Annotated in this window: 19 protein-coding genes; 4 read left to right on the top strand and 15 right to left on the bottom strand. The window is 40.8% G+C overall.

Translation table 11 applies throughout. From position 1 onward, the window contains the following. From MHB83_RS09075 to MHB83_RS09055, 5 genes are all read right to left on the bottom strand, one after another. Nucleotides 1–528: a YfiT family bacillithiol transferase gene (locus tag MHB83_RS09075; RefSeq protein ID WP_003217850.1), complete on the bottom strand. Its 528-nt coding sequence runs from the start codon at nt 526–528 to the stop codon at nt 1–3. Continuing rightward, on the bottom strand, nt 525–1,550 hold the full coding sequence (locus tag MHB83_RS09070; RefSeq protein WP_340989109.1) for a zinc-binding alcohol dehydrogenase family protein: 1,026 nt from the start codon (nt 1,548–1,550) through the stop codon (nt 525–527). Before MHB83_RS09070 ends, MHB83_RS09075 begins: the two co-directional genes overlap by 4 nt. 90 nt (nt 1,551–1,640) lie before the next feature. Then, nucleotides 1,641–2,144, bottom strand: coding sequence for a hypothetical protein (locus MHB83_RS09065; protein ID WP_340989107.1), 504 nt, complete (start codon nt 2,142–2,144; stop codon nt 1,641–1,643). 96 nt (nt 2,145–2,240) lie between these two features. Beyond that, nucleotides 2,241–2,987, bottom strand: a complete 747-nt coding sequence (locus tag MHB83_RS09060) for an anti-sigma factor (RefSeq protein WP_212046489.1) — start codon at nt 2,985–2,987, stop codon at nt 2,241–2,243. Continuing rightward, nucleotides 2,984–3,550, bottom strand: coding sequence for a sigma-70 family RNA polymerase sigma factor (locus tag MHB83_RS09055; RefSeq protein ID WP_050944756.1), 567 nt, complete (start codon nt 3,548–3,550; stop codon nt 2,984–2,986). Before MHB83_RS09055 ends, MHB83_RS09060 begins: the two co-directional genes overlap by 4 nt. A 333-nt stretch (nt 3,551–3,883) precedes the next feature. Here MHB83_RS09055 and MHB83_RS09050 point away from each other — a divergent pair, with 333 nt between their 5' ends. Next, nucleotides 3,884–4,210 (top strand): YnfA family protein, encoded by a 327-nt coding sequence (locus tag MHB83_RS09050; RefSeq protein ID WP_050944757.1) that lies wholly within the window; start codon nt 3,884–3,886, stop codon nt 4,208–4,210. 79 nt (nt 4,211–4,289) lie between these two features. Here MHB83_RS09050 and MHB83_RS09045 read toward each other — a convergent pair whose 3' ends face one another. From MHB83_RS09045 to MHB83_RS09015, 7 genes are all read right to left on the bottom strand, one after another. Further along, nucleotides 4,290–6,005 carry an ABC transporter ATP-binding protein gene (locus MHB83_RS09045; RefSeq protein ID WP_050944758.1) on the bottom strand — a complete coding sequence of 572 codons (1,716 nt, stop codon included), beginning with the start codon at nt 6,003–6,005 and terminating at the stop codon, nt 4,290–4,292. Between the two features lie 12 nt (nt 6,006–6,017). Beyond that, on the bottom strand, nt 6,018–6,947 hold the full coding sequence (locus MHB83_RS09040) for an ABC transporter substrate-binding protein (RefSeq protein WP_050944759.1): 930 nt from the start codon (nt 6,945–6,947) through the stop codon (nt 6,018–6,020). Nucleotides 6,948–7,081: 134 nt separating this feature from the next. Next, complete coding sequence (locus tag MHB83_RS09035; protein ID WP_340989102.1) at nt 7,082–8,665, bottom strand: helix-turn-helix domain-containing protein; 1,584 nt, start codon at nt 8,663–8,665, stop codon at nt 7,082–7,084. Nucleotides 8,666–8,736: 71 nt separating this feature from the next. Beyond that, entirely contained in the window at nt 8,737–9,780 is a 1,044-nt protein-coding gene (locus tag MHB83_RS09030; RefSeq protein ID WP_050944761.1) for an NAD(P)/FAD-dependent oxidoreductase, read from the bottom strand. Nucleotides 9,781–9,933: 153 nt separating this feature from the next. Beyond that, a complete protein-coding gene (locus MHB83_RS09025; protein WP_003217853.1) occupies nt 9,934–10,563 on the bottom strand; it encodes a rhamnogalacturonan acetylesterase in 630 nt (209 codons plus the stop codon). A gap of 150 nt (nt 10,564–10,713) precedes the next feature. Further along, on the bottom strand, nt 10,714–11,178 hold the full coding sequence (locus tag MHB83_RS09020) for a DUF6884 domain-containing protein (RefSeq protein WP_113386861.1): 465 nt from the start codon (nt 11,176–11,178) through the stop codon (nt 10,714–10,716). Further along, complete coding sequence (locus MHB83_RS09015) at nt 11,175–11,723, bottom strand: VanZ family protein (RefSeq protein WP_212046492.1); 549 nt, start codon at nt 11,721–11,723, stop codon at nt 11,175–11,177. Before MHB83_RS09015 ends, MHB83_RS09020 begins: the two co-directional genes overlap by 4 nt. Nucleotides 11,724–11,896: 173 nt before the next feature. Between MHB83_RS09015 and MHB83_RS09010 the strand changes: the two genes are divergently transcribed. From MHB83_RS09010 to MHB83_RS09000, 3 genes are all read left to right on the top strand, one after another. Continuing rightward, nucleotides 11,897–12,475, top strand: a complete 579-nt coding sequence (locus MHB83_RS09010; protein WP_034620888.1) for a TetR family transcriptional regulator — start codon at nt 11,897–11,899, stop codon at nt 12,473–12,475. 273 nt (nt 12,476–12,748) lie between these two features. Then, nucleotides 12,749–13,093 carry an SMR family transporter gene (locus MHB83_RS09005; RefSeq protein ID WP_003217798.1) on the top strand — a complete coding sequence of 115 codons (345 nt, stop codon included), beginning with the start codon at nt 12,749–12,751 and terminating at the stop codon, nt 13,091–13,093. Next, a complete protein-coding gene (locus MHB83_RS09000; protein WP_003217878.1) occupies nt 13,094–13,408 on the top strand; it encodes a multidrug efflux SMR transporter in 315 nt (104 codons plus the stop codon). Between the two features lie 53 nt (nt 13,409–13,461). Here MHB83_RS09000 and MHB83_RS08995 read toward each other — a convergent pair whose 3' ends face one another. From MHB83_RS08995 to MHB83_RS08985, 3 genes are read right to left on the bottom strand one after another with little or no spacing between them, the layout of a single operon-like run. Then, the gene (locus MHB83_RS08995; protein WP_113386859.1) at nt 13,462–13,788 is read right to left on the bottom strand and encodes a hypothetical protein; all 327 of its coding nucleotides are present in this window, start codon (nt 13,786–13,788) and stop codon (nt 13,462–13,464) included. After that, nucleotides 13,781–14,383 carry a class D sortase gene (locus MHB83_RS08990; RefSeq protein ID WP_012009295.1) on the bottom strand — a complete coding sequence of 201 codons (603 nt, stop codon included), beginning with the start codon at nt 14,381–14,383 and terminating at the stop codon, nt 13,781–13,783. Before MHB83_RS08990 ends, MHB83_RS08995 begins: the two co-directional genes overlap by 8 nt. 21 nt (nt 14,384–14,404) lie before the next feature. Beyond that, the gene (locus MHB83_RS08985) at nt 14,405–20,551 is read right to left on the bottom strand and encodes a SpaA isopeptide-forming pilin-related protein (RefSeq protein ID WP_342496254.1); all 6,147 of its coding nucleotides are present in this window, start codon (nt 20,549–20,551) and stop codon (nt 14,405–14,407) included. Nucleotides 20,552–20,905: the final 354 nt, after the last annotated feature.

Genomic DNA, 20,905 nt, shown 5'->3' with positions numbered 1-20,905 from the left:
TTAATTCCATTGATTTCTTTTGATTAATTCCGTGATATGGGCAAGATGATGCTTTGAGTGCCAGACGTACATACCTGTTGCATCATATAAGGACACCGTTTGTTGATCGGCTGGGTGATAATAGGATGCAGTGAAGTCTTCCTCTGACATCCCTCGAAGTAATGTAACCCATCTGCGATGCAGACTGCTGATTAAGGGCAGTGATAGGCTGATGGGCGCTTTGCTATCTGGAAGCTCGGCGAATCCCGCCTGATCATATGGACGGATGTGCGGTATTTCTTCTGTGAGCGCAAGCTTGAATCGTAAGTATGCATTCAGATGGCTGTCTGCTACGTGATGAATGAGCTGACGGACGGTCCACCCTCCAGGCCGATAGGGTGTATCCAGCTGAGCATCTGTCAATTGATTGGTGACTGTTTCATATTCTTGTGGAATCGCACCCAACTGATCAATCCATGACTCTAGCTGTTCCTTTGTTTTATTTTCAACCGGTTCATATAACCCAATCGGATATTGTAATGACGTCATACCCTCTCCCCTTTCTCAAATCCTTCTAGTACAAATTTGCCAATCATCTTTCCTTGTTCAAGGGTTTGGTGTGCCTGCTTCAAATGAGCGGCATTGATCGGACTGAGAACCTTTGTTAACGTATGCGTTAATGTCCCGTGTTCAAATAACTCAGCCACCTCTGTTAAAAGCTCATGCTGTTTGATCATGTCCGCTGTTTTGTACATAGGGCGTGTGAACATGAACTCCCATACAAATGCAGCACTTTTATTTTTGAGTAATTGAATGTCTAGGTTGTGCTGATTCTCGACAATGGTACAGATCGTGCCTTGCGGTTTGATGGCTTCTGCCATGCCTTTGAAGTGTCCATCTGTATCATTTAGGCATAAAATGAAATCCACTTCGCCTATTCCTTTTTTCTGAAGCTGCGCGAGAAGCGGCTCATGATGATCAATGATATGATCAGCACCTAATGATAGACACCACTCTTTTGTTTCAGGTCTTGATGCGGTGGCGATTACAGTGGCATTTGCTAATTTGGCTAGTTGGATGGCAATAGAACCTACTCCGCCTGCACCGCCGATGATGAGCAGTGTTGCCCCTTCTGCATTTCGCTTCATATGCATCCGGTCAAATAACGCTTCATATGCCGTAATTGTCGTCAGAGGCATCGCGGCTGCTTCTGCAAAGGAGAGATTAACAGGCTTTTTTGCCACAATCCGTTCATCCACAAGCTGATACTCACTATTTGAGCCTTGACGCGTGATATCTCCCGCATAGTACACGTGATCACCAGGCTGAAATAATGTACACGCTTCGCCAACTTCAACAACCGTACCGCTTGCATCGTAGCCAAGAATTTTCAGTTTTTCTTCCTTCTGATCCTTCGGTGATCTCACCTTCGTATCAACTGGATTCACTGACACAGCCTCTACCTTCACCAGTATATCCCTGCCCGTTGCTTTAGGCTTTTCTACTTCCTGATCCATCAAGCTTTGCTCATGCTCAATCGGTAAGTACTCCAATAGTCCAACAGCTTTCACTCGCTCGCACTCCCTTTCACCATGCTTCTTTTCCACATTTTATCATAATTTTCTGATGTTTATGGATAGATCAAACGAGTGATTGCACATTTAGGACCCTTTCAAAGCCTTTCGCTCCCTCGCTATATATGAAGGACGAGCCTTTTGCAATGAAGGAACATAGGAGAACCAGCTTTTGGATTTAAAAAATAGCTGAACGTAATAAAGCTGGATGTGCTGAAGGAAAACAAGGATGAAGAAAAAAGTAATGAAGAAGAGGTTAGACATATCTGCTATCCCCTGTATCCATTCGTTTATAAAAAACAGCACAAAACTGATCATCATCAGCTGTTCAAGCCTTTGCACGATCTGGGTCAAGACATGTCCTCGTTTCGATAGATCACCAGACTGATGCTTTCTGATCTTTCTCGATTTATAAAACCAAATGATACTTTCCGCTAAGTTATGAGTGATAAAAAATGCAATGAGCGTAATGAATAAAAGCGATGGGTAATAAAAGAATGGGATCAAAAATGGGATGACAAGAAAATAAATGGCCATACATGCGTGTCTCACTGATAAGAGAAATAGTTCTTTTTCTATGTATGGTTTCATCTGTTTCACCTCCATATGTACTACGTCTTATCTGCCAAAAAGTTCCCTTTGCCTATCAAAAAAGGATGCCCCAAAGGCATCCTTCCTGAATCACATTTAAAATGCAGCGCTTAGTACGACAGGTCCTTGCGGCAGTTTGTTATCCTTTTTTGGTTCAAGGGTGACTGCCACGGTATCCCATGATTCGCTCGCTTCTTTTTCTGATAATGCATAGGTGACGGTTCCTTCTCCTTTGTTATCTGTTTTAAAGGCACCAGCTGGTACCGGCTGATCTCCTTTAATGAGCCACACTTGATAAACAGCAGATGAATCAAGCTGATCCTTTAATCCGTCTGCACTCACCACCAGCTCTTTTTTGCCGTTATGCTCAATCACTGAAAAAGCACCCGTTGTTTTTGGTGATGCGGCTGATGCCAGTGATTTTGTCGCTACAACCCTGACAGGTTCTTCCGCTTGTTCTTTTCCATTCGATAAGAAATACACGTTTCCAGCTGCTGAAATAAGAAGCAGTGCGGCAACAAGTGGCAATAGCCATTGGTTACGTTTCTTTTGCAGTGGTTTCATCTCGTTTGGTTCATGTGCTGCCTTGAGCTCTTTCCTATGGCTATTCTTTTCTTCGACCGTCTCTTCTTCAAACACCTGGGATAAAATACGGTCTTTCATCCCTGCCGGAGGTGTTTGGTCATCTGCTAGAAATGGAATGTCAGACATGAGCGATGTCAATTCTTCAAGCTCTTCTTTGCAAGCTGAGCAGTTCTTGAGGTGCTCTTCAAATTGTGCTTTTTCTTCTCCTTGTACATGCCCGTTGAAATAATCAATCACTTGATGTTTACACTGAGTCATGCCTCTTCCTCCTTTCCTCCGCGAGACAGTCTCGTCCGTAAGTGCTTCAATGACAATCGAACTCTTCCCTTCACCGTTCCAATGGGGATGCCTAGTTTTTCAGCAATGCTTTTTTGTGTCATTCCTTTAAAATAGACATCTTCTATGATAGTTTGCTGTTCTTTTGACAATGTAGATACTGCTTCACGTATGATTTGTTTTTCCTCGTTCCATTCAACTTCCTTTGATACATCTTCTTGATGATCGGCTAAATATTCAATATGCTCATCTTCTAGTGCCGTTTCGTTCCGGTGCTTTCTTAGGAGATCGATGGCTGTGTTGCGTGACATCATGAATAACCACGAGGAGAATTTGCCTTTATCCGTATGGTATTCTCCTATACCGCGCCAGAGCTTGATAAAGACTTCTTGCAGCACTTCCTCCGCAAGCTCACGACTTCCAGTCATTTTATAAATAAACGAATATAACACACGTTCATAGCGATCATACAGCACTTCAAGTGAAGGCTTGTGACGATCAAATTTGATCTTGTGATACAGCTCAGAATCTTTCAGTGTATCCATGGTCATCTCCTTCCTTTTTCATGAGAAAGAGCATGCTGCATTCATCATGAAATCCTTCACGTATTGCTTATCACTCGATTTGCTGAAATAAGCCTACTTTGTACTTTACTCTTTTTTAAAGGAGAAAAAAAGAGCGCCGAAAAAGGAAGTGTGCTCCTCATGAGAATGTACTTACTGTACGAAAAGCAAGGCCATTTGGATCACTTCTATCTGAAAAGTCAAGAATCCATGTGTTTCCATTCTCTGTTCAGTTGATTTTAGCAAACTCTCATGTCCCTCACAATGTCAACATGTCATAATAGAAGGTAACGAAATGAATTGGAGTGTCCTTACATGATGTTGACGATCGTTCTTTTTTTATTAGCAGGAATAGCAGAAATTGGCGGTGGCTATCTTGTGTGGCTTTGGCTGCGCGAAGCCAGACCTGTCAGCTATGGAATCGCCGGCAGCCTCATCCTCGTCGCTTATGGGGTCATCCCTACCTTCCAGCAGTTCCCGACTTTCGGACGAGTTTATGCGGCCTATGGCGGTGTGTTTGTGGTTCTTGCTGTGTTTTGGGGCTGGTGGGTCGATCGAAAAACGCCTGATTTGTACGATTGGGTAGGCGCTCTTATTTGTTTAATAGGTGTGAGTATGATGCTCTTTGCCCCTAGAAACTAGGGAAAAAGATTGCAATACATGTCATGAGAAAAAAGCCGGCGCTCTTTTGCCGGCTTTCACATTTCTTCTAATGGACTTTTTATGCCCCGAATTGTGTTTCATAAAGGCGCTTATATAAGCCATTTTGCGTTAGTAATGTTTTGTGATTTCCTTGCTCTGCAATGCCACCTTTTGTCACAACCACAATTCGATCTGCATGTTGAATAGTTGCAAGGCGATGCGCAATGACTAGCGTCGTTCTACCTTCTGAAAGCTCTTCTAGTGATCGTTGGATCGAAGCCTCTGTTTCAGTATCTAGTGATGAGGTCGCTTCATCCAGTATTAAAATAGGTGGATTTTTCAGGAAAATACGTGCAATTGATACACGCTGCTTTTGTCCACCTGACAGCTTGACGCCTCTTTCACCAATCATTGTCTCAAGACCTTCGGGCAGGGATTCGACGAGTTCTTTTAGCTCTGCTTTTGACACTGCCTGCCATATTTCATCCTCAGTTGCATCAAGTTTTCCATAAAGAATGTTCTCTCGAATGCTCCCATTAAATAAATAGACGTCTTGTTGGACTATTCCAATTTGTTGGCGCAGTGAAGACAGCTTCATCTGTCTACTATCAATTCCGTCTATCGTAATGGTTCCAGATTGCCATTCATAAAACCTTGGTAATAAACTGCAAAGCGTGGATTTACCAGCACCGGAAGGACCTACTATGGCAACCGTTTCCCCTTGTTTGATCTCCAGATTAATATGCTCAAGGATCAAACTGTCCTTCTCATAACCAAAGCTGACATCATGAAATGTAATTTCACCTTTTAGCCCATCGACATGAATCGCATCAGGGACGTCCTTTTCGTCTGGGGCTTGATCTAAGAGCTTAACAAATCGCTTAAAGCTTGCGACTCCCTTTGGATACGTCTCAATGACTGAATTAATTTGTTGAATAGGTCCTAAAAAGATTCCAGACAGCAGGACGAATGAAATGAATTCGCCATAGGTCATATTCTTTTGCATCACAAACCATGTCCCGCATACAAGTCCAAAGATGGTGACGCCCTTCATAAGCAGGTGACTAATTGAAGCGTGTAATGCCATCATTTTGTATGTGGTTAATTTCGTTTGTTTAAACTGTTCATTGTGTTCAATAAAGCGATCCACCTCGTGCGTTTCATTCCCAAATGCCTTCACTACTCGAATTCCGCTCACATTATTCTCAACCCTTGCATGGAATTGACCAATACTTGAAAACATGTGATCAAAGGCAATCGACATTTTCTTCGTAAAATAAACCGATAGCCCTATTAAGAATGGGACAATGAGAAACGTGAGGACGGCAAGCTGCCAATTGATTGATAGCATCAAGGCAAATGCACCTGTAAGAGTCATCATTGCAATAAATAAATCTTCAGGACCGTGGTGAGCGATTTCACCAATATCCATTAAATCGTTTGTCATGCGTGAAACAAGCTTTCCTGTTTTCTTTTGATCAAAGAATCGAAAAGACATTTTTTGTACGTGGGTGAATAGCTGACTTCTCATATCTGTTTCAATATTGATACCTAGCTTATGTCCGAAATATGTCACCACATAATTCATTGCTGAGCTGACGACATAGACTGCCAGTAAAATTCCACTCCAGATGAGAATCATTTCCCAGTTTCTGTTTGGGAGAAGGTCATCTACAACCATACTGATCGCGAGTGGAAATGATAATTCAAGTAGTGCCGCTATGACGGCACAGGAAAAATCTAATATAAACAGCCCCATATATGGCTTGTAATAGGAGAAAAATCGTTTTAACAAAAAGCAGCCCCCTTACTTCTGAGATAATTCTGTCAATATCTCAACGTATTTTTCTGCTTGATTGGCGATAGCTATTGGATCAAATGGCCAGAAATACGTAATATCCAAGTCATGTACTTGATTCTTTTTCACCGCTTTTAAGCTTTTCCATATTGAATTGTTCTTATCGAACGTACCTCCGTTGGCTTCATCAACAAATATATAATCACCTGCATATTTTGGTAGCACTTCATATGAAATATGTTCAAATCCTGACTTTCCATTTAAAACAGTGTCTGCAACATCTTTTGGCGGCTGAAGCTGCAATTGTTCATAAAGTGCTTGTCCACCTCGATAGATACCATTCCCATACACATAGACATCATTTTTAAATGCACCCAAGATTGACACTGTTTCGCCTTCTTTGATGACTGTTTTCACTTTCTTTCTAGCAGCTTCTATACGTTGATCAAATTTTTTCAAAAACGCTTTTCCTTCTTCTTCTTTATTCAAGATGCTGGCTAATGTAGTGATCTCTTCTTGTGAATTTTTAAATACACCGAACGGATAAACAATCGTTGGGGCAATCTTTCTGTAGACGTCAAGTACCTTTTCATCGTCTACAGCTGAAATGATGAGGTCTGGTTTTAAGCTTGCCACCTTTTCGGCGGAGCGTTCATCACTAATGTCTGCCACACCATCCACTTTGCCTTTGAGATGTATGTTTTTTAAATCTTGTGTTGTGGCACCAACCGGTTTCACCCCTAGTGCAACAGCACTACCCAAATAGCCATCTACGAGAATACGCTTTGGATTTGCTGGAATCTCGACCTTGCCTTTCACTGTGTCAACCGTTTTTGTTTTTTCTTCGGCTTTTTTACTTTCTTCCTTTTGACCGCAGGCTGCTAGTGCGAATAACAACACTAAAGCTATTAAACTAAGAAATATGCCTTGTTTTTTCATAACTTCTTTTCTCCTCCATATCATGATGAATCACTGAGAATCATTATCATTTGTCTCTCGTATTCTATCAACCGCTTGTCTATCGGTCTATGGATAATCGTCATAACTTGTTTATGGACAATTGTTAGATACTCTTATTCTTTTATTAAAAATTGAGAGAATCGTTTCATGATTTCTATCGCCCGTTCCCCTTCACCAAATCTAAATTCTTCTAGTTTTAACAGGTAGAATGTATTATTTTGCACTGCGGGTAAATTACGCAGGACATCACTTTCCTTCATACGTTTGTCCATATGTCTGTACCATCCATTCCGAACAGCCACAATAAAAAACATATGATCTGCTGCATAATCTGCTAAACGCTCAAGCGGAATCACAACATGTTTATCCGGTTTCAGCACCTCCTCTTGAATGGCTTCAGGGGGATTCAACCCCAACGTTTTATATAGGTTGATTGCTCCTCTCGCATGAAAAGACCACATATACACCTTGTCATGTCCCCTTACTTCATATAAAGCAACTGTTTCCTTTTTTTTAGAAAATGGCGTCAAGCGAGCTCTTTCCTTCTGTGCTTGCTTCTCATAACGCTCCACCCATTGCTTTGCTTCTTCGCTCCTTCCGATGAGGCTACCTAAACAAAGTACCTCCTCTACAGGACTCAGACGACTATATGGAAAAACAAGCACAGGAGCGATTTTCTCCATGCGTTTCATCCATTCTATGTTTGTATAGAAATAATCAGGCATTAAAATGAGGTCTAAGTTCATGTCCTTCAAAACGTCGTCAGGTGTATGCTCATGAATGACGATAACATCACTGAGTTGACCTTGAAGCACATCTGAATAAAGAGCAATATCTTCTTCCATGCAAATTGGTTTCACTCCAAGCGCAAGCAAAGAGCCTACAAACTGAAAAGCGGCAATTCGTTTTGGTTGGCGGCTCAGTCGATACTGACTAGGCGATCTGCCCGTTTTTTGACGAAATTTTCTGCTGAAATAGAGGCTATCAGTATAGCCTACTCTTTGTGCAATCGCCTGAACCTGTTCATCGGTTTTGAACAATAGCTTTTTTGCTTCATCCATTCGAATTTGTGCAATATAATCTGTGACACTCATTCCAACGCTTTTCTTAAAAAAAGTAGAGAAATAGCTTTCATTAAAGCCCATTTTATGTGCTAAGTCCTTACGGGTCAGTTCTTGTTGGTAATGCTCTGCAATGTATTGAAGAATCATTTGAATTGAATAATGATCAGCATCAGTTGTTTTTTCATTTTGTTGCTGGAATATTTGCAGTACTAGCTTTAGTAGCTTCACTTGGCTACTTTCTGAATAAGAGGGGTCACTTAAACGTTTAATATGATGAAATAATACCGGTGAGCCCATCACCACTTGCCCGTTATCAGGCAGGGTATCATAATTGATTTTATAAATTAATTCATCATCAGCATCATTTGTGAGCATGTAATGTTCAAATGAAACAGCAAAAATTGTGACTTGCTGATTAGATAAAGAACGGATGACAACGGGGATGTGAGATCGTATAAACAGGCTATCCCCACCGTCAAGCTCGTACTCCATTCCTTCTAGCTGAATGACAACGGTACCATCAGCTGTTAAAACGCTTGGAGATTTTGTCTGCCATCTGTTCGTTTGTTTTGCTTTCAGACACATCTGAACTTTCTTTTTCATATGTAGCATCGTTTCCATTTGTGCGTTCATCTTCAGATACCTCCTTTCAGCGATAAAAAAGGTGATGCCGTTGCGGCACCACCCTTCTTGTTTTGTTTTTTTTAGCGATTCGCACCGGCTGCTAGCAATTCTTTGTTTTTTTCCTTAAAACGTTCATTATGAGAAGATACATACGCCACTTTCTCCGCATCTGGTTCGATATATAATTTCGCACTATTTAGTGCGTTCACACCATCTACAAACGTTCCTGCAATCAAGCGGACCTTGCTTTTATGTGTACATAAATCACCTACTGCATACACACCTGGTAAATTGGTCTCCATCTGCTCATTCACTTCAATGAGTCCCCATTCACCTTGCTTTAATCCCCATTCTGCAAGAACACTTAAATCGCCTTTCATGCCGTGGTTGACAATGACTGCGTCTGTTTCAATACGTTCTTTTTCACCTGTTTCTAAATGCTGAACAGTGACAGCTTCGATTTCTTTTCCGTTACCATGTAGGTCAGTTAATTCATGTGGGGTTAAAATACGTGCACTTGATGCTTTCATATTCGCCACGTTTTTTTCATGTCCACCAAACATATCTCTGCGGTGTATAACAGTGACACTTTTCGCAATTGGCACAAGGGCATTTGCCCAATCCACCGCAGAATCGCCGCCCCCAGAGATGACGACTTTTTTTCCCGCGAAGGTTTTGAGCTCCTGAACCGTATAATAAAGGTTTGTTACTTCATAGCGATCTGCATTTTCAACCTCCAGCTTTCTTTGAACTGGAATACCGTGCCCCATTGCCAAAATCAAGGTTTTGGTTAAATGGCGATCACCATTTTCGGACGTAATCAATATATTTCCATCTTCTAAGCGATGAAAGTCTGTTATTTTTTGATTTAATGCAATGACAGGTTCAAATGTTTTGGCTTGCTGTTCAAGCTGTTTAATTAATTGCTCTCCTCTTGTTGGCACTAATCCACCTACATCCCAAATGACTTTCTCTGGATACAGTAGGATTTTCCCACCAAGGCTTTCGTTATACTCCAGTACCTTTGTCTTTAAATCCCGCATCCCACTATAAAAGGCGGTGTACATTCCTGCTGGACCGCCGCCAATAATGGTGACGTCAAACAATTCAAGCTGCTCTGTCATTTGAGTCCCTCCAGTTTTTCATCGATTGATCTATTTACAAGTGATATTGATTCTCATTATCATATGTACCTATTGTAGTCTACTCTGGTGAAGGGAATCAATAGCTTTCTGCAAAAAAAGAACAGGACGAGCGCTTTCTCGTCCTGTCATCCATCACACAATCGTTAATCCAAGGTCTTTTAATTCAAGCGAAACAAGTCTTGCAATCGCATCTGCTCCTTCTTTTGTAAAGTGCGTGCGATCCTCTACGCCTGTTGACAGCATAAAGTAAGAAGTCGTTTTCTCTATGCCGGAAATTTGATAAAATTGAAGGCTTGCCGTATTTAAATCAACAAGAAGGACTTCTTCTTCATCAGCTAGTTCTTTCATAGCGGCACAGTAATCAGGGAAATCATTGATATATTCTCCGTCTTTTTCATGAAAGCGGCCGACTGGCGTTAATAAAAGCGGTGTAGCGCCTTTCGCTCTTGCTCCGTGAATATATTGAGACAAATAGCTTTTATACGTCGTGAAAGGATCTGTATGCCGTTCGGGCTTCTCCGTTGAAGCATCATTGTGCCCCATTTGTGTAAGCAGCCAGTCCCCAGGCTGAATGTCAGCCAATATTTTATCAAGCCGTCCTTCTTCAATGAATGTTTTTGAGCTTCTTCCACCGATTGCGCGATTGTCGACGCTCACGCCTTGCGCTGTATAGCGATGTAAAAACTCTCCCCATCCTCCTTGAACAGGACGATCCGGGTAAGATGCAACGGTTGAATCACCAGCTAAATAGATGGTTGTCATGTTCATACGCCCCCTTGTTCATATAGCCACTCTTATAAGCGATGCGGACATCCTAGTGGCTGCTGAAAAGATATGAAACAATCAGCATCGCTACTTCATTCATTCTCTTTTTAATGATCAAACCCCTGCTTACCGGTAGATGTGAATGCGTTAAATATGCGGCGGAAGTTCTACTTTTGTCTCAACGGCTTGCTTTAACGCCTGAAGCATATAGCCAATTCCTTTATATGGAGCTAGCGGATAAATCGCTGTTTGATGAGGGAGTAATAAAGGATCGATCACCTTTCGATATTTCTTTCCACCTAGTATCACTAGTTCATCATATGCAGTGAGATGTTTTTCATGAAATTGCTGCCTTAATGCTTCACGTGTTATCTGATCAGCATGCGGTGTACCAAAAGCTACATCATAATTCTCATGAATGATTTCATCTGCCTTTAAGAATCCGTGCTTCGCTGATATGATCAGCCAGTCTGAAAAGAACGTTTGGGCATAGCTTTTCGTACGCTGATGCAGCGGACTTAAATAAACGAGGTTCGCTGGCTGGCTCCCTGCCTCTGGATGGACGTCCCAAATTTTCTTCGCCCCACATGGAATGATACATACTCGCTTCAATTGATTTTCTCCTTCCTTCGTCGATACATTCGATACAACATACAACCTAGCGCTGTGCCGAGTGTATTTAATAGAATATCATCAATATCGCTGCTTCTTGTAATCATACCAGATTGCGAGAATACCCATTGAAGCACTTCAATCATTGTTGACAAGAAAAAGCCAGCAAGAATCGCCTTTTGCCAGCGCAAGGTTCGGAATGCCTGATAGAGAAAAAAACCAAGTGGCACAAATAACAAAATGTTCCCTGCCAAATTTAAAAAAACAAGATTGGGATAGCCGTGATGATAGGCATGGAGATTTTGATAAATGGACTGCAAAGGCATGAGGTTGACACTCACCTGATCCCTTGGTGCGGAAAAACGATTTGGAAAGACCGTCAAATACAATAAAACATTCGTATACATAAACAGACAGGCAAGAACGATTTCTGTTCGTAAATAGATAAAGCGTTTTTGCTTTTTCGCCTGTCTGTATCTCATATGTAAATAGAGCGGGACGAGCAAGAGAAAATAAGTAATGGAAAACATCGCACTGAATGTCATACGGAGAGCTGCCCCTTTCTCACATGATGCTTGACCATATTTACAGCTTATTCAGGCCTGCCCTCATCTATTCATCACTTATTCTCCTATTCAATGACGAGACCCCCATATTGACAAATCGTCAGTTTTCCGCTAAACTGACTGACATTCAGTCATTTAAGGTCGGTGATGATGTGTCGAAACGAGAAAAGATTATGCTTGCTGCCATTGATGCGTTTAAAGAAAAAGGAATCGAAAAAACGACCATTTCGGATATTGTGAAAGCAGCAGGAGTGGCGCAAGGAACGTACTATTTATATTTTCCTTCAAAGCTGTCTGTCATGCCTGCTATCGCAGAACATCTCATCTCGCAGATGGTTCCCGCTATTGAAAAGGAACTGACTCAGCATGCGGATGTCCTCGATCAAGCAGATGCGCTTGTTGAATTCATCTTCTCTTTTACAAGACAATACCGTGACGTCCTTGCTCTAACCTACTCAGGTTTAGCTGCCACGGAGCATTTAAAGGAATGGGAAGATATTTATGAGCCGATTTACAAATGGGTCGCTGCTTTTTTAGAAAAAGCAAAGCAGGACAAAAGGGTCCGTGCGAATTTGAACTGTCAATATGCAGCCAAATTCATTATCGGTTTACTTGAATCGTCTGCTGAGCAAATGTACTTATTTACAGAAACAGATACAGAAGAGGTTCTGATTCAAAAGCGAGAGGTGAAGCAATTTCTTCTTTACGCACTTGGCATAGAGACACCTTAACTTAGTACAGCACTTGCTGTACGGCGTGTAGACAAACCCGCGCATTCGGTGTCAGTCCTGCGTGCTGGTGCTCACGAATGTCAAATTCGCTCCGCGCCAGTACTCGTCCTTCCTAGACTGCAAAGGTTTTCTATCACGCTGAAAAGAAGACAAAGGGCTAAAATAAAGTTCATTTTAGCCCTTTGTCAACAATCTGAGTACAGCACTTGCTGTATGTTCTTTTTTGGTTTTAAAATGACGAATCGTCAGTTTTGAGTTTTAGGAGGAAATACGATGAAAAAAAGCTGGATGTATGTCGCACTCACTTGTTTATTCGAATTACTTTGGGTGTTTGGTTTAAATAGAGCTGATGCGGTGTGGGAGTGGGCGATCATTATCTGCCTGATCCCGGTTGATTTTTATTTTTTAATGAAAGCCTGCGAGAAGCTGCCGACAGGGACCGTGTACGCCGTGTTTGCCGGAGTTGGAACGATTGGTACGTCTTTGATGGATTACGCGCTGTTCGGCGGTTCGTTTTCATTAGAAAAGCTCTTATTTATGGGCATTTTAATTCTCGGCATTATTGGACTAAAAGTGTCTGATGGAGATGCACATGAGCAGAAAGGAGAAGCGGTATAAATGGGCTGGTTTTTTGTACTATTAGCCTCTGCCTGCGAAATCGGCGGAACCATTGGCCTCAATATGTTTAGTAAGAAAAAGCAAATCACGACAGGTATTTTATTTGTCGGCGGATTTGCCCTATCCTTTTTGTTTTTATATGCCTCGTTCTCTTCCGTTCAAGTATCCGTTGCCTATACGGTCTGGATTGGACTTGGAACAGCGGGCTCTGTCTTGTTTAATATGATTCTATTTAAAGAACCGAAAAACATGATTCGTATACTCAGCTTGCTGCTGATTGTGATTGGCGTCGTTGGGCTGAAGTTATTTGCGTAATTGAATGACAAAAAAGGAAGGGAGTCAAAGCCCCTTCCTTTTTTAGTTCTCGTTTAATGTGGATCATGCTGCTCGAGCAAGAGATCCATTGCGTAAATCGATTCGCCTTTCTCATCTAATAAAAAGTACACTATCAAAGGCTCTCCAAAAGCTGCTGTTTGCTGCGTAAACAACACACAGGTGAATTTTTCGATACCAATTGGAAGCTTTCTTTTTAATATAGGATGAAGAATAGGCGAAGTCCGAATTGTATCTACATCAACATCCCAACGTTCGTTTTTTAATGTTGGATAATGCTCTGATAACAATTGGTGTAACATGTCGATCGTGAGCGTTGCTTTTCCATCGTATCCATCATCTATTATGTTGGTGTTATACATCCGACGGTTGCTCACCCTTTGAAGCATTGATTCGTATTCCTTTTAAGACAAATCGTTTCTGACCATCAAGAGTACAAGTGATCAATGTCAGTTCATTTTTCCCGCGATCCTTTAGTACATCAACATCCGTCGGTTCAATCGTAGCTGAGCTGACAATTTTATATTCATATGTTTCAGCTTGATGATGTAAGACGACTTTTTCTCCCTTCGGCACCTCTGGCAGCTGCCTGAAAAGCCGATCGCCTCTATACCCTCTATGGCCTGCAATCGTGAAATTTCCTTCACCTGGCATTTGATGAGATTTGATCTGAGTCAGTGCAATACCTAAATTTTCTTTTGAAGTAACAGGAAGCACTTTTTCGTTTAAATCAATTGACGGGATTTCTAGCTCCATCACATCTCGAAGGTCTTCTTCTGACACAGTTAGATGTGGAATAGAAGAAAGGGCATCACTGTCATTTTCTTCAATCATCTTTAATGCCTGTTCCATTGCTGCTGTCTCTTGAGAAGTTCGCCACTCATATATAAAAGGAACGGAGATGAGCATTAGCCCCGCGACCACCAAAAAGCTGCCTAATAAGGTTCTTTTTTTCATCAATATACTCGTTCCTTCCTTTTACTGAATGGCTCTTCTTCTAAGAACAAGAAGAACAGTTCCAGAAACTACTAGTAAAATCCCTGCATACATCATATAACGCAGCCATTCTTCTCCAGTCTTTGGCAGCTCACCGTTTGAGTCATGAGGTGGATGTTGATCCCCTTTAGGTGAGGCTGGAGGATTCGTGTGGTCCTCTTCATTCTTCACTGGAGCATTTTTCACAATCAATGTCTTGATCTCCACTTCGCCCATTTGAATTGTAAAGATGAGTGGTTTCTTTAAAGCTACATAACCATTTGGAGCTTTCGTCTCTGTGAGTGTATATTCACCAGGTTTAAGCCCTTTGACAATGGCTTCTCCGTCTTTTCCTGTTGTCACAGATTTTATGGTTTTCCCGGCTTTTGTACGAATGTCAAAGGCTGCACCTTTTAAAGTTCTATCTGTCTGCTGGTCTACCTTTATGATACGCAGACTTCCTAAGATCAAGTGATTCTTCGCTGTTAATTGAAGTGGCTTCTGCTGATTTTTTTCAATTGTAAACAGGATCGGCTTATGGTCCAATTGATAGCCATGAGGTGCTTTCGTTTCAACGAATTGATATTCTCCCGGTTTTAGATCGTTGATGCGAAGCTTTCCTTTTTGATCGGTTACAAGTGATTTCTTCAACGTTTTCCCTTCTTTACTCAAAAGAGCAAACTCTGCATTTTCGAGCGTATGTCCCTCATCATCCACTTTGGTCAGTTCCACTGCTCCCGGCGTCAGTTTGTTGATCATTTCTACTTTTGCTGGTTTGTCTTGACCTAAACGGATCGTAAATGAGACAGGTGTCTGATCCAATTCATAGCCGGCAATGCTTGCTGTTTCGACAAATTGATAGGTTCCTGGCTTCAGTTGATCGACTGTCAGTTGACCGTTTTTGTCTGTCTTTAAGTCTTTCTTCACACGCTGATCGTGCGCATCAATCAGGTCAAAGGTCACGCCAGCGAGCAACTGACCATCCTCCCCTTTTTTCTGAAGCTTCACAGCACTTGTCGTCCGAATATTTTCTTTTGTCACTTTCACCAGTTGATTTGGATTGAAATCAATCTTAAAGTCTACTGGTTCTGCATCAAGTTTATGTCCAAAAGGAGCCTTCGTTTCAACCAATTGGTAAGCGCCTGGTTTCAAATCGTTGACAGTGATGATGCCTTTCTCGTTGGTTGTTAAACCTGACATCAATTCTTTACCATCGTCATTGAAAAGTGTAAATTCTGCGCCCTTCAATCTTTCTTTTTCTTCCCCTATTTTTGTTAGTTCTACAGAACCTTTCTTGAGCTGATTGATGGCCTCCACTTGAATCCATTCTTTTTGACCTAATTCAACTTGAAAGACAAGTGGTTTCGCACTCAATTCATAGCCTTCAAGACTCTTTCTTTCAACAAATTGATAGGTTCCAGGTTTTAGACCTGTGAAGGTGATTTCTCCATCCTGATTGGTTGTAATCCCTTCTCCTCCTGCCACTAACTTTCCTTTGGCATCAGATAGATCAAAGACAACCCCTTCTAATGATTTCCCATCTTCGCCTTTTTTGTGTAACAGCACTCCGCCTGTTGTGCGGCTATTTTCTTTTGTCACACTAACCAGCTTCTCAGGGTTAAATGGAATAGCAAAAGTGACAGGTGTTTCGTCAAGCTCATGACCGAATGGAGCCTTCGTTTCAACAAACTGATAGGTTCCAGGTTTAAGATCGTTGACGATGATTTCCCCGTTCTGATCAGTGACGAGACCTGTTTTCATCTCTTTTCCATTTGCATCTACAAGCTTGAATTCTGCTCCTTCAAGCGCTTCATTCTTTTCACCAAGCTTCGTGAGCTGGACAGCTCCAGTTTTGAGATCATTGATCACTTTGATCTCTGCCGGTGTTTTTTGTGCGATTTCGATGGTAAACGGATAAGGTTTATTTTTCTTTTGATAACCATCAATACTCTCTGTCTCTACAAGCTGATATTTGCCCGGTTTGAGGTTATCGACCAAAAGCTTCCCATCTTTATCTGTTGTCAAATCTTTACGCACAACTTCGTCATTTTGATCCGTGATTTCAAATCGAACACCTTGAAGCTGCTTGCCATCTTCCCCTTCTTTCACCACTTCTAATGCACTTGTTTCATATAGGTTCTTTTGTGAAATGATGACTGGTTCTGTTGGATCGAGTGGTACTTCAAATTTGATTGGTGTTTCATCTAATACATAACCATCAGGTGCTTTTGTTTCAATGAGCTGATACGTACCCGGTCTTAGTTCGTTTATCGTGATCTTGCCATTTTCTCCTGTAACAAGCGAACCATTTAGCTCATGCCCATCTTGATCTAAGAGCTTGAACTGTGCACCTTCTAGTCTCTCTCCACCTTCACCTATTTTGCTCAATTCAGCAGAGCCTTTGATGATGTCATTTACTGCAGTGACAATCGTTGTTTCTGTTTGATTTTCTTTGATTGTGAACGGCCATTTTTGCTGATTTAATTGATAGCCTTTCGGTGCGTTTGTCTCAACAAAATAATAGGAACCTGGCTCAAGATGTTTGAAAAGGATTTCTCCTTTTTCGTCCGTTTTCAACTGGGTTTGGACGGTATCTCCAGATTCATTTTTCAGTTCAAATTCTGCACTCTCTAATGCCGCACCCGTCTCTTTGTCTTTTTTCGTTAACTTGACATGCTGGCGGATTTCTTGGTTCTGCACCGTCATGCTATTTCCTGTTTTCGCTTGATCTCCTGATTCGTAGGGCTGATCAATCGTTACATTGATTGGTTCCTTCGTCTTAATATAACCATCAGGTGCTTTCTCTTCTGTCACGATATAGTCACCATACAGAAGACGATCAAATCGAAGAGCTCCTTCTTCATCTGTTGTCTTTGTTCCAATGACGATACCGCTCGCAGCATCTGTCAGAGAAAAGCTTGCTCCTTTTAGCGCTTTTCCACTACTCGCGTCTACCTTTTTAATGGTTAAAGCGCCAATCGCTCCTGTGCCATCTCCCATACCAGCGGTGCGTTTGACCACAATTGAGGCTTCGGATTCCTTTTTGATTTCTTTTACATTTTCACCTCTAAACGTTACTTCGTTTTGAAGTGTACTTCCCACCTTATCTAAAATGAGAGATTGGTATTCTAAAATATATGGTCTCGTGATTTCTTCTTTAAATTTGATTTGAAAAGAATCTGGATCGAATTCAAGGTCTAGTTCATAATCCTTCCCTTTTTCCAGCTCTTCCTTTTTGGTCACTTGCCCCTTTTCATCTATTGTCGTCGAATAGAGATGAAATGAGTTTTCTATTATCGCTTGGTTACTGCTCGGATGGTCTATAATCGTCGCATCTTGGACTGTTGATTGACCAAAGTTGATATTCAGTTTCCAATCAATGACTTTCCCTTGTTGATTTCCTGATTTGCTCGTGTATTTCCCTCCATTTGGAATGGACACCACAGCATTCACGTCTGATTCTTTCGTCTTTCCATCAAAAAGAGTCGCTTTATTTTCGTAGGTTTTCTGTACTAAATCCATTCCTTCAACACTTGTTTGATACGTGATTTTGTATGGGGAATCAATGGCATGTTTGAAAATGACTTCGAAGCCTGATTCTCCTTTTTCATTTTCAAGGAATTTGATGTCATAATGTTCTTTCGCTAATACCTCTTTTTCTTCCGCTCCATTTTCCCCGCCTTGTAAATCAAGCGAGTAGACGGTGATTGAATCTTTTAGCAAACGCTGATTTCCTTGAATGAAATCCTCGATTTTCGCCTCTTCTAAATGTTTCAAGTTATAGTTCACACCGATATTCCATGTGATCTCTTTTTTCTTTGCATCATATGTTCCGTTCTTGAAACCATTTGACTGCGTGTATGTGTCAGGCGTGAAGACAGACTGATTTTCCTTCGTCAAATCCTTGCCATCTTCATTTACCCATTCAAGCTTTACATGATTACGCAGGTTCTTTTGATCTTTATCTGCTCTTTTTTCATAATCAAAAGACGTTGTATATGTGACGGTATGTTCTGTCTTGATTTCTTTCGTAAATTGAATATCAAATCCATTTGCATGTTCAACTATTTGATAATCTGTGCCTTCTTCAAGCACTGTATTACCTGTCGTCACTTTTAAACTATCTTTTTGCAGCGTCAATCCTTCGTTTGTAAACGTATCTTTTAATATCAGGTTGTTCATGGTTTGTTGATCTTTGTTGAAGGTGATACGCCATGGAATGGTCTTGTTCTTGTAATTCGGTGTTCCATGATTTTTCGTTAGGATTTGTTGATCAATTCTTTGCTTCCCTTGTTTGCTCTCTTTGCCAGCTGTTACAGTATTGATAATCTCTTCAGCTTCGAAAATCCGCTCGGTTGCTTTTGTTTGATATGTGATGAGATAAGCCGATTGAATATCTTGATTGAATTGCAAGGTAAACCCGTTTTGTTCATCCTTTTTTTGAGGTTGAACCACATAATGTTCAAATGCTTTTGTTCCTGATTCTTTGCCATTCTGATCAATTGTGACTTCCTTGACTTGAAATGAATCAGAAATCAGCGCCTGTGTGCCATTAAAGAAGTCTTCTAACAAAGCATCCTTTTCAGCAATCTTTTTTTCGTTATAGTTGTAACGAATTTCCCACGTAATTGTTTGTGTGACTGGATCGTAGTGGGCGGCTTTTTTATTTAAAGGACTGCCTCTTGTCACATTCACTGTTCCTTCTGCTGAACTAATCACTTTATCAGCAGAGACAAGGGACGCTTTATTACGAAACGCAGACTGATCTTGATTCGTAATGTCCGTTTCATACATTAAACGGTAAGCTAGATGCACGTCATCTTTAAATTCAATCGTGAAATCTTGACCATCTGCTGTTTGGCCAATTGTGTAGTGGTTTTCGTCAAGCAGCTGACCAAGCGATGTTTCACCATTTAGCTTTGTATCAACACGATAAAGCTTGATTGAATCTTTCTTTAACGCTTGACCTTCTTGAATCGGATCTAAAAGTCTCGCTTGTTTCACATCGTCTAAGTCCATATTAAAATCGACTGTCCATTGAATGGTTTCAGCATTGTAAGATCGATTTGGTTCTCCCTTTTTAGAGACGTTTGGACCATTTGGAATGTATTGAATCGGGATCGATATCGTATCTTTGCCTTCAATCGGGGTTATGACCACTTCTTTTTCTTCAGTAATGACTGTTTTTTGATCTAATTGCGTCCATACTTGGAGTGTTCCATGGATATTTGAATATTGTTTGATAAAATCAGTGAATTCGATGGAGGCATTTCCGCTCTCATCTACAGAAAAATAACCAATGGTTACCTGATTAAATTTCATCTCGAGACGATCGATTTTTTCATAAATCACTAATTCCTCTGGAACCTTGAAATGGAATTCATCCCCGCCATTATAGCTATGACCATTTGGGATCGCCCACTCATAGTTAATGGAAATAAGCGAGTTGATGTCAGGCTTATCAACTGAATTTCCTTCCTGATCTTCAAATATTAATTTCGCATCAGTGAGGAGATTTTCTTGTATCAGCATTTGTTTTGAAACACTTTGCAGCCCTACACGCTTAGATACGTTCACTTTGTTTTTTAGTAATTCATCTTCATCGCTTTGTTTCGTTTGAGCGGCTTCTTGATTCTTATCGTCTTTTTCAGATGAGGTTGAGTCATCTTTTGGAAGGCTTTCTTCACGCTCGTTTTGCTTTGTTTTCTCTTTTGGCTCAGCTATACTGGTGACATCTATGTTTATTGATCCTTCTAAATTTGGATCAAGATCAACATCTTCTTTAAATATGACCGTTACTTCATTTTGTTTTGAAACGGTATACTCACCAACAAGTATGTCACCCACAGTAATGGGTTCCTTCTGTTCCTTCTCTACCTGTATGGCTGAAGGAAGAGTGAGAACATACGGATATTGTTTTTTTAGATCGATTCCTTTTATCGACCAATGGACAATTGCCTTTCTGACTTGCTGATCTTCCATGTTTGATAACTTGTTTCCTTCGCTATCAGCAAACTCAATATCTCCATAAATGTTTTCTTGGATTTCTTTTGCTTGTGCCCCTGCTAAAGGCAAGATTCCTAATATACTAGACTGTATGACTAACACCGCGATGAGAGCCAATGACAATATTCTTTTCAATACATCCACCCTTTTCTAAAATTAATTTTCAACCATGATAAAAAAATCATTTGTATACTGTCAGATCAATCACTCCGCTTCTGATCAAAATATTTTCTAAAAATTTGCACCTTAAGACCCTATGAATAAAATGAGTTGATCAATCATGAGCTTGAAAGGGAATCATGAGTAGTGGATATAATAACTGGGTAGGGGTCTATAGAAATGGGGAATAGTGAAAGAGATCATGAAAGAATAAAAGTGAATTTTTCTATTTATACTGGAATGAACAATAAATTATGTGTACATGCATATATAAGCATGTATTCACATATGGTTCGTTCATATGAAACAAGCATGTATCATATCGTATGTAAGGTGAGA

Source organism: Bacillus sp. FSL K6-3149, from assembly GCF_038630515.1.
Lineage (GTDB): Bacteria > Bacillota > Bacilli > Bacillales > Bacillaceae > Bacillus > Bacillus pumilus.
The sequence above is the reverse complement of the archived record's forward strand: the minus strand, read 5'-3'. Positions and strand labels throughout refer to the sequence as shown.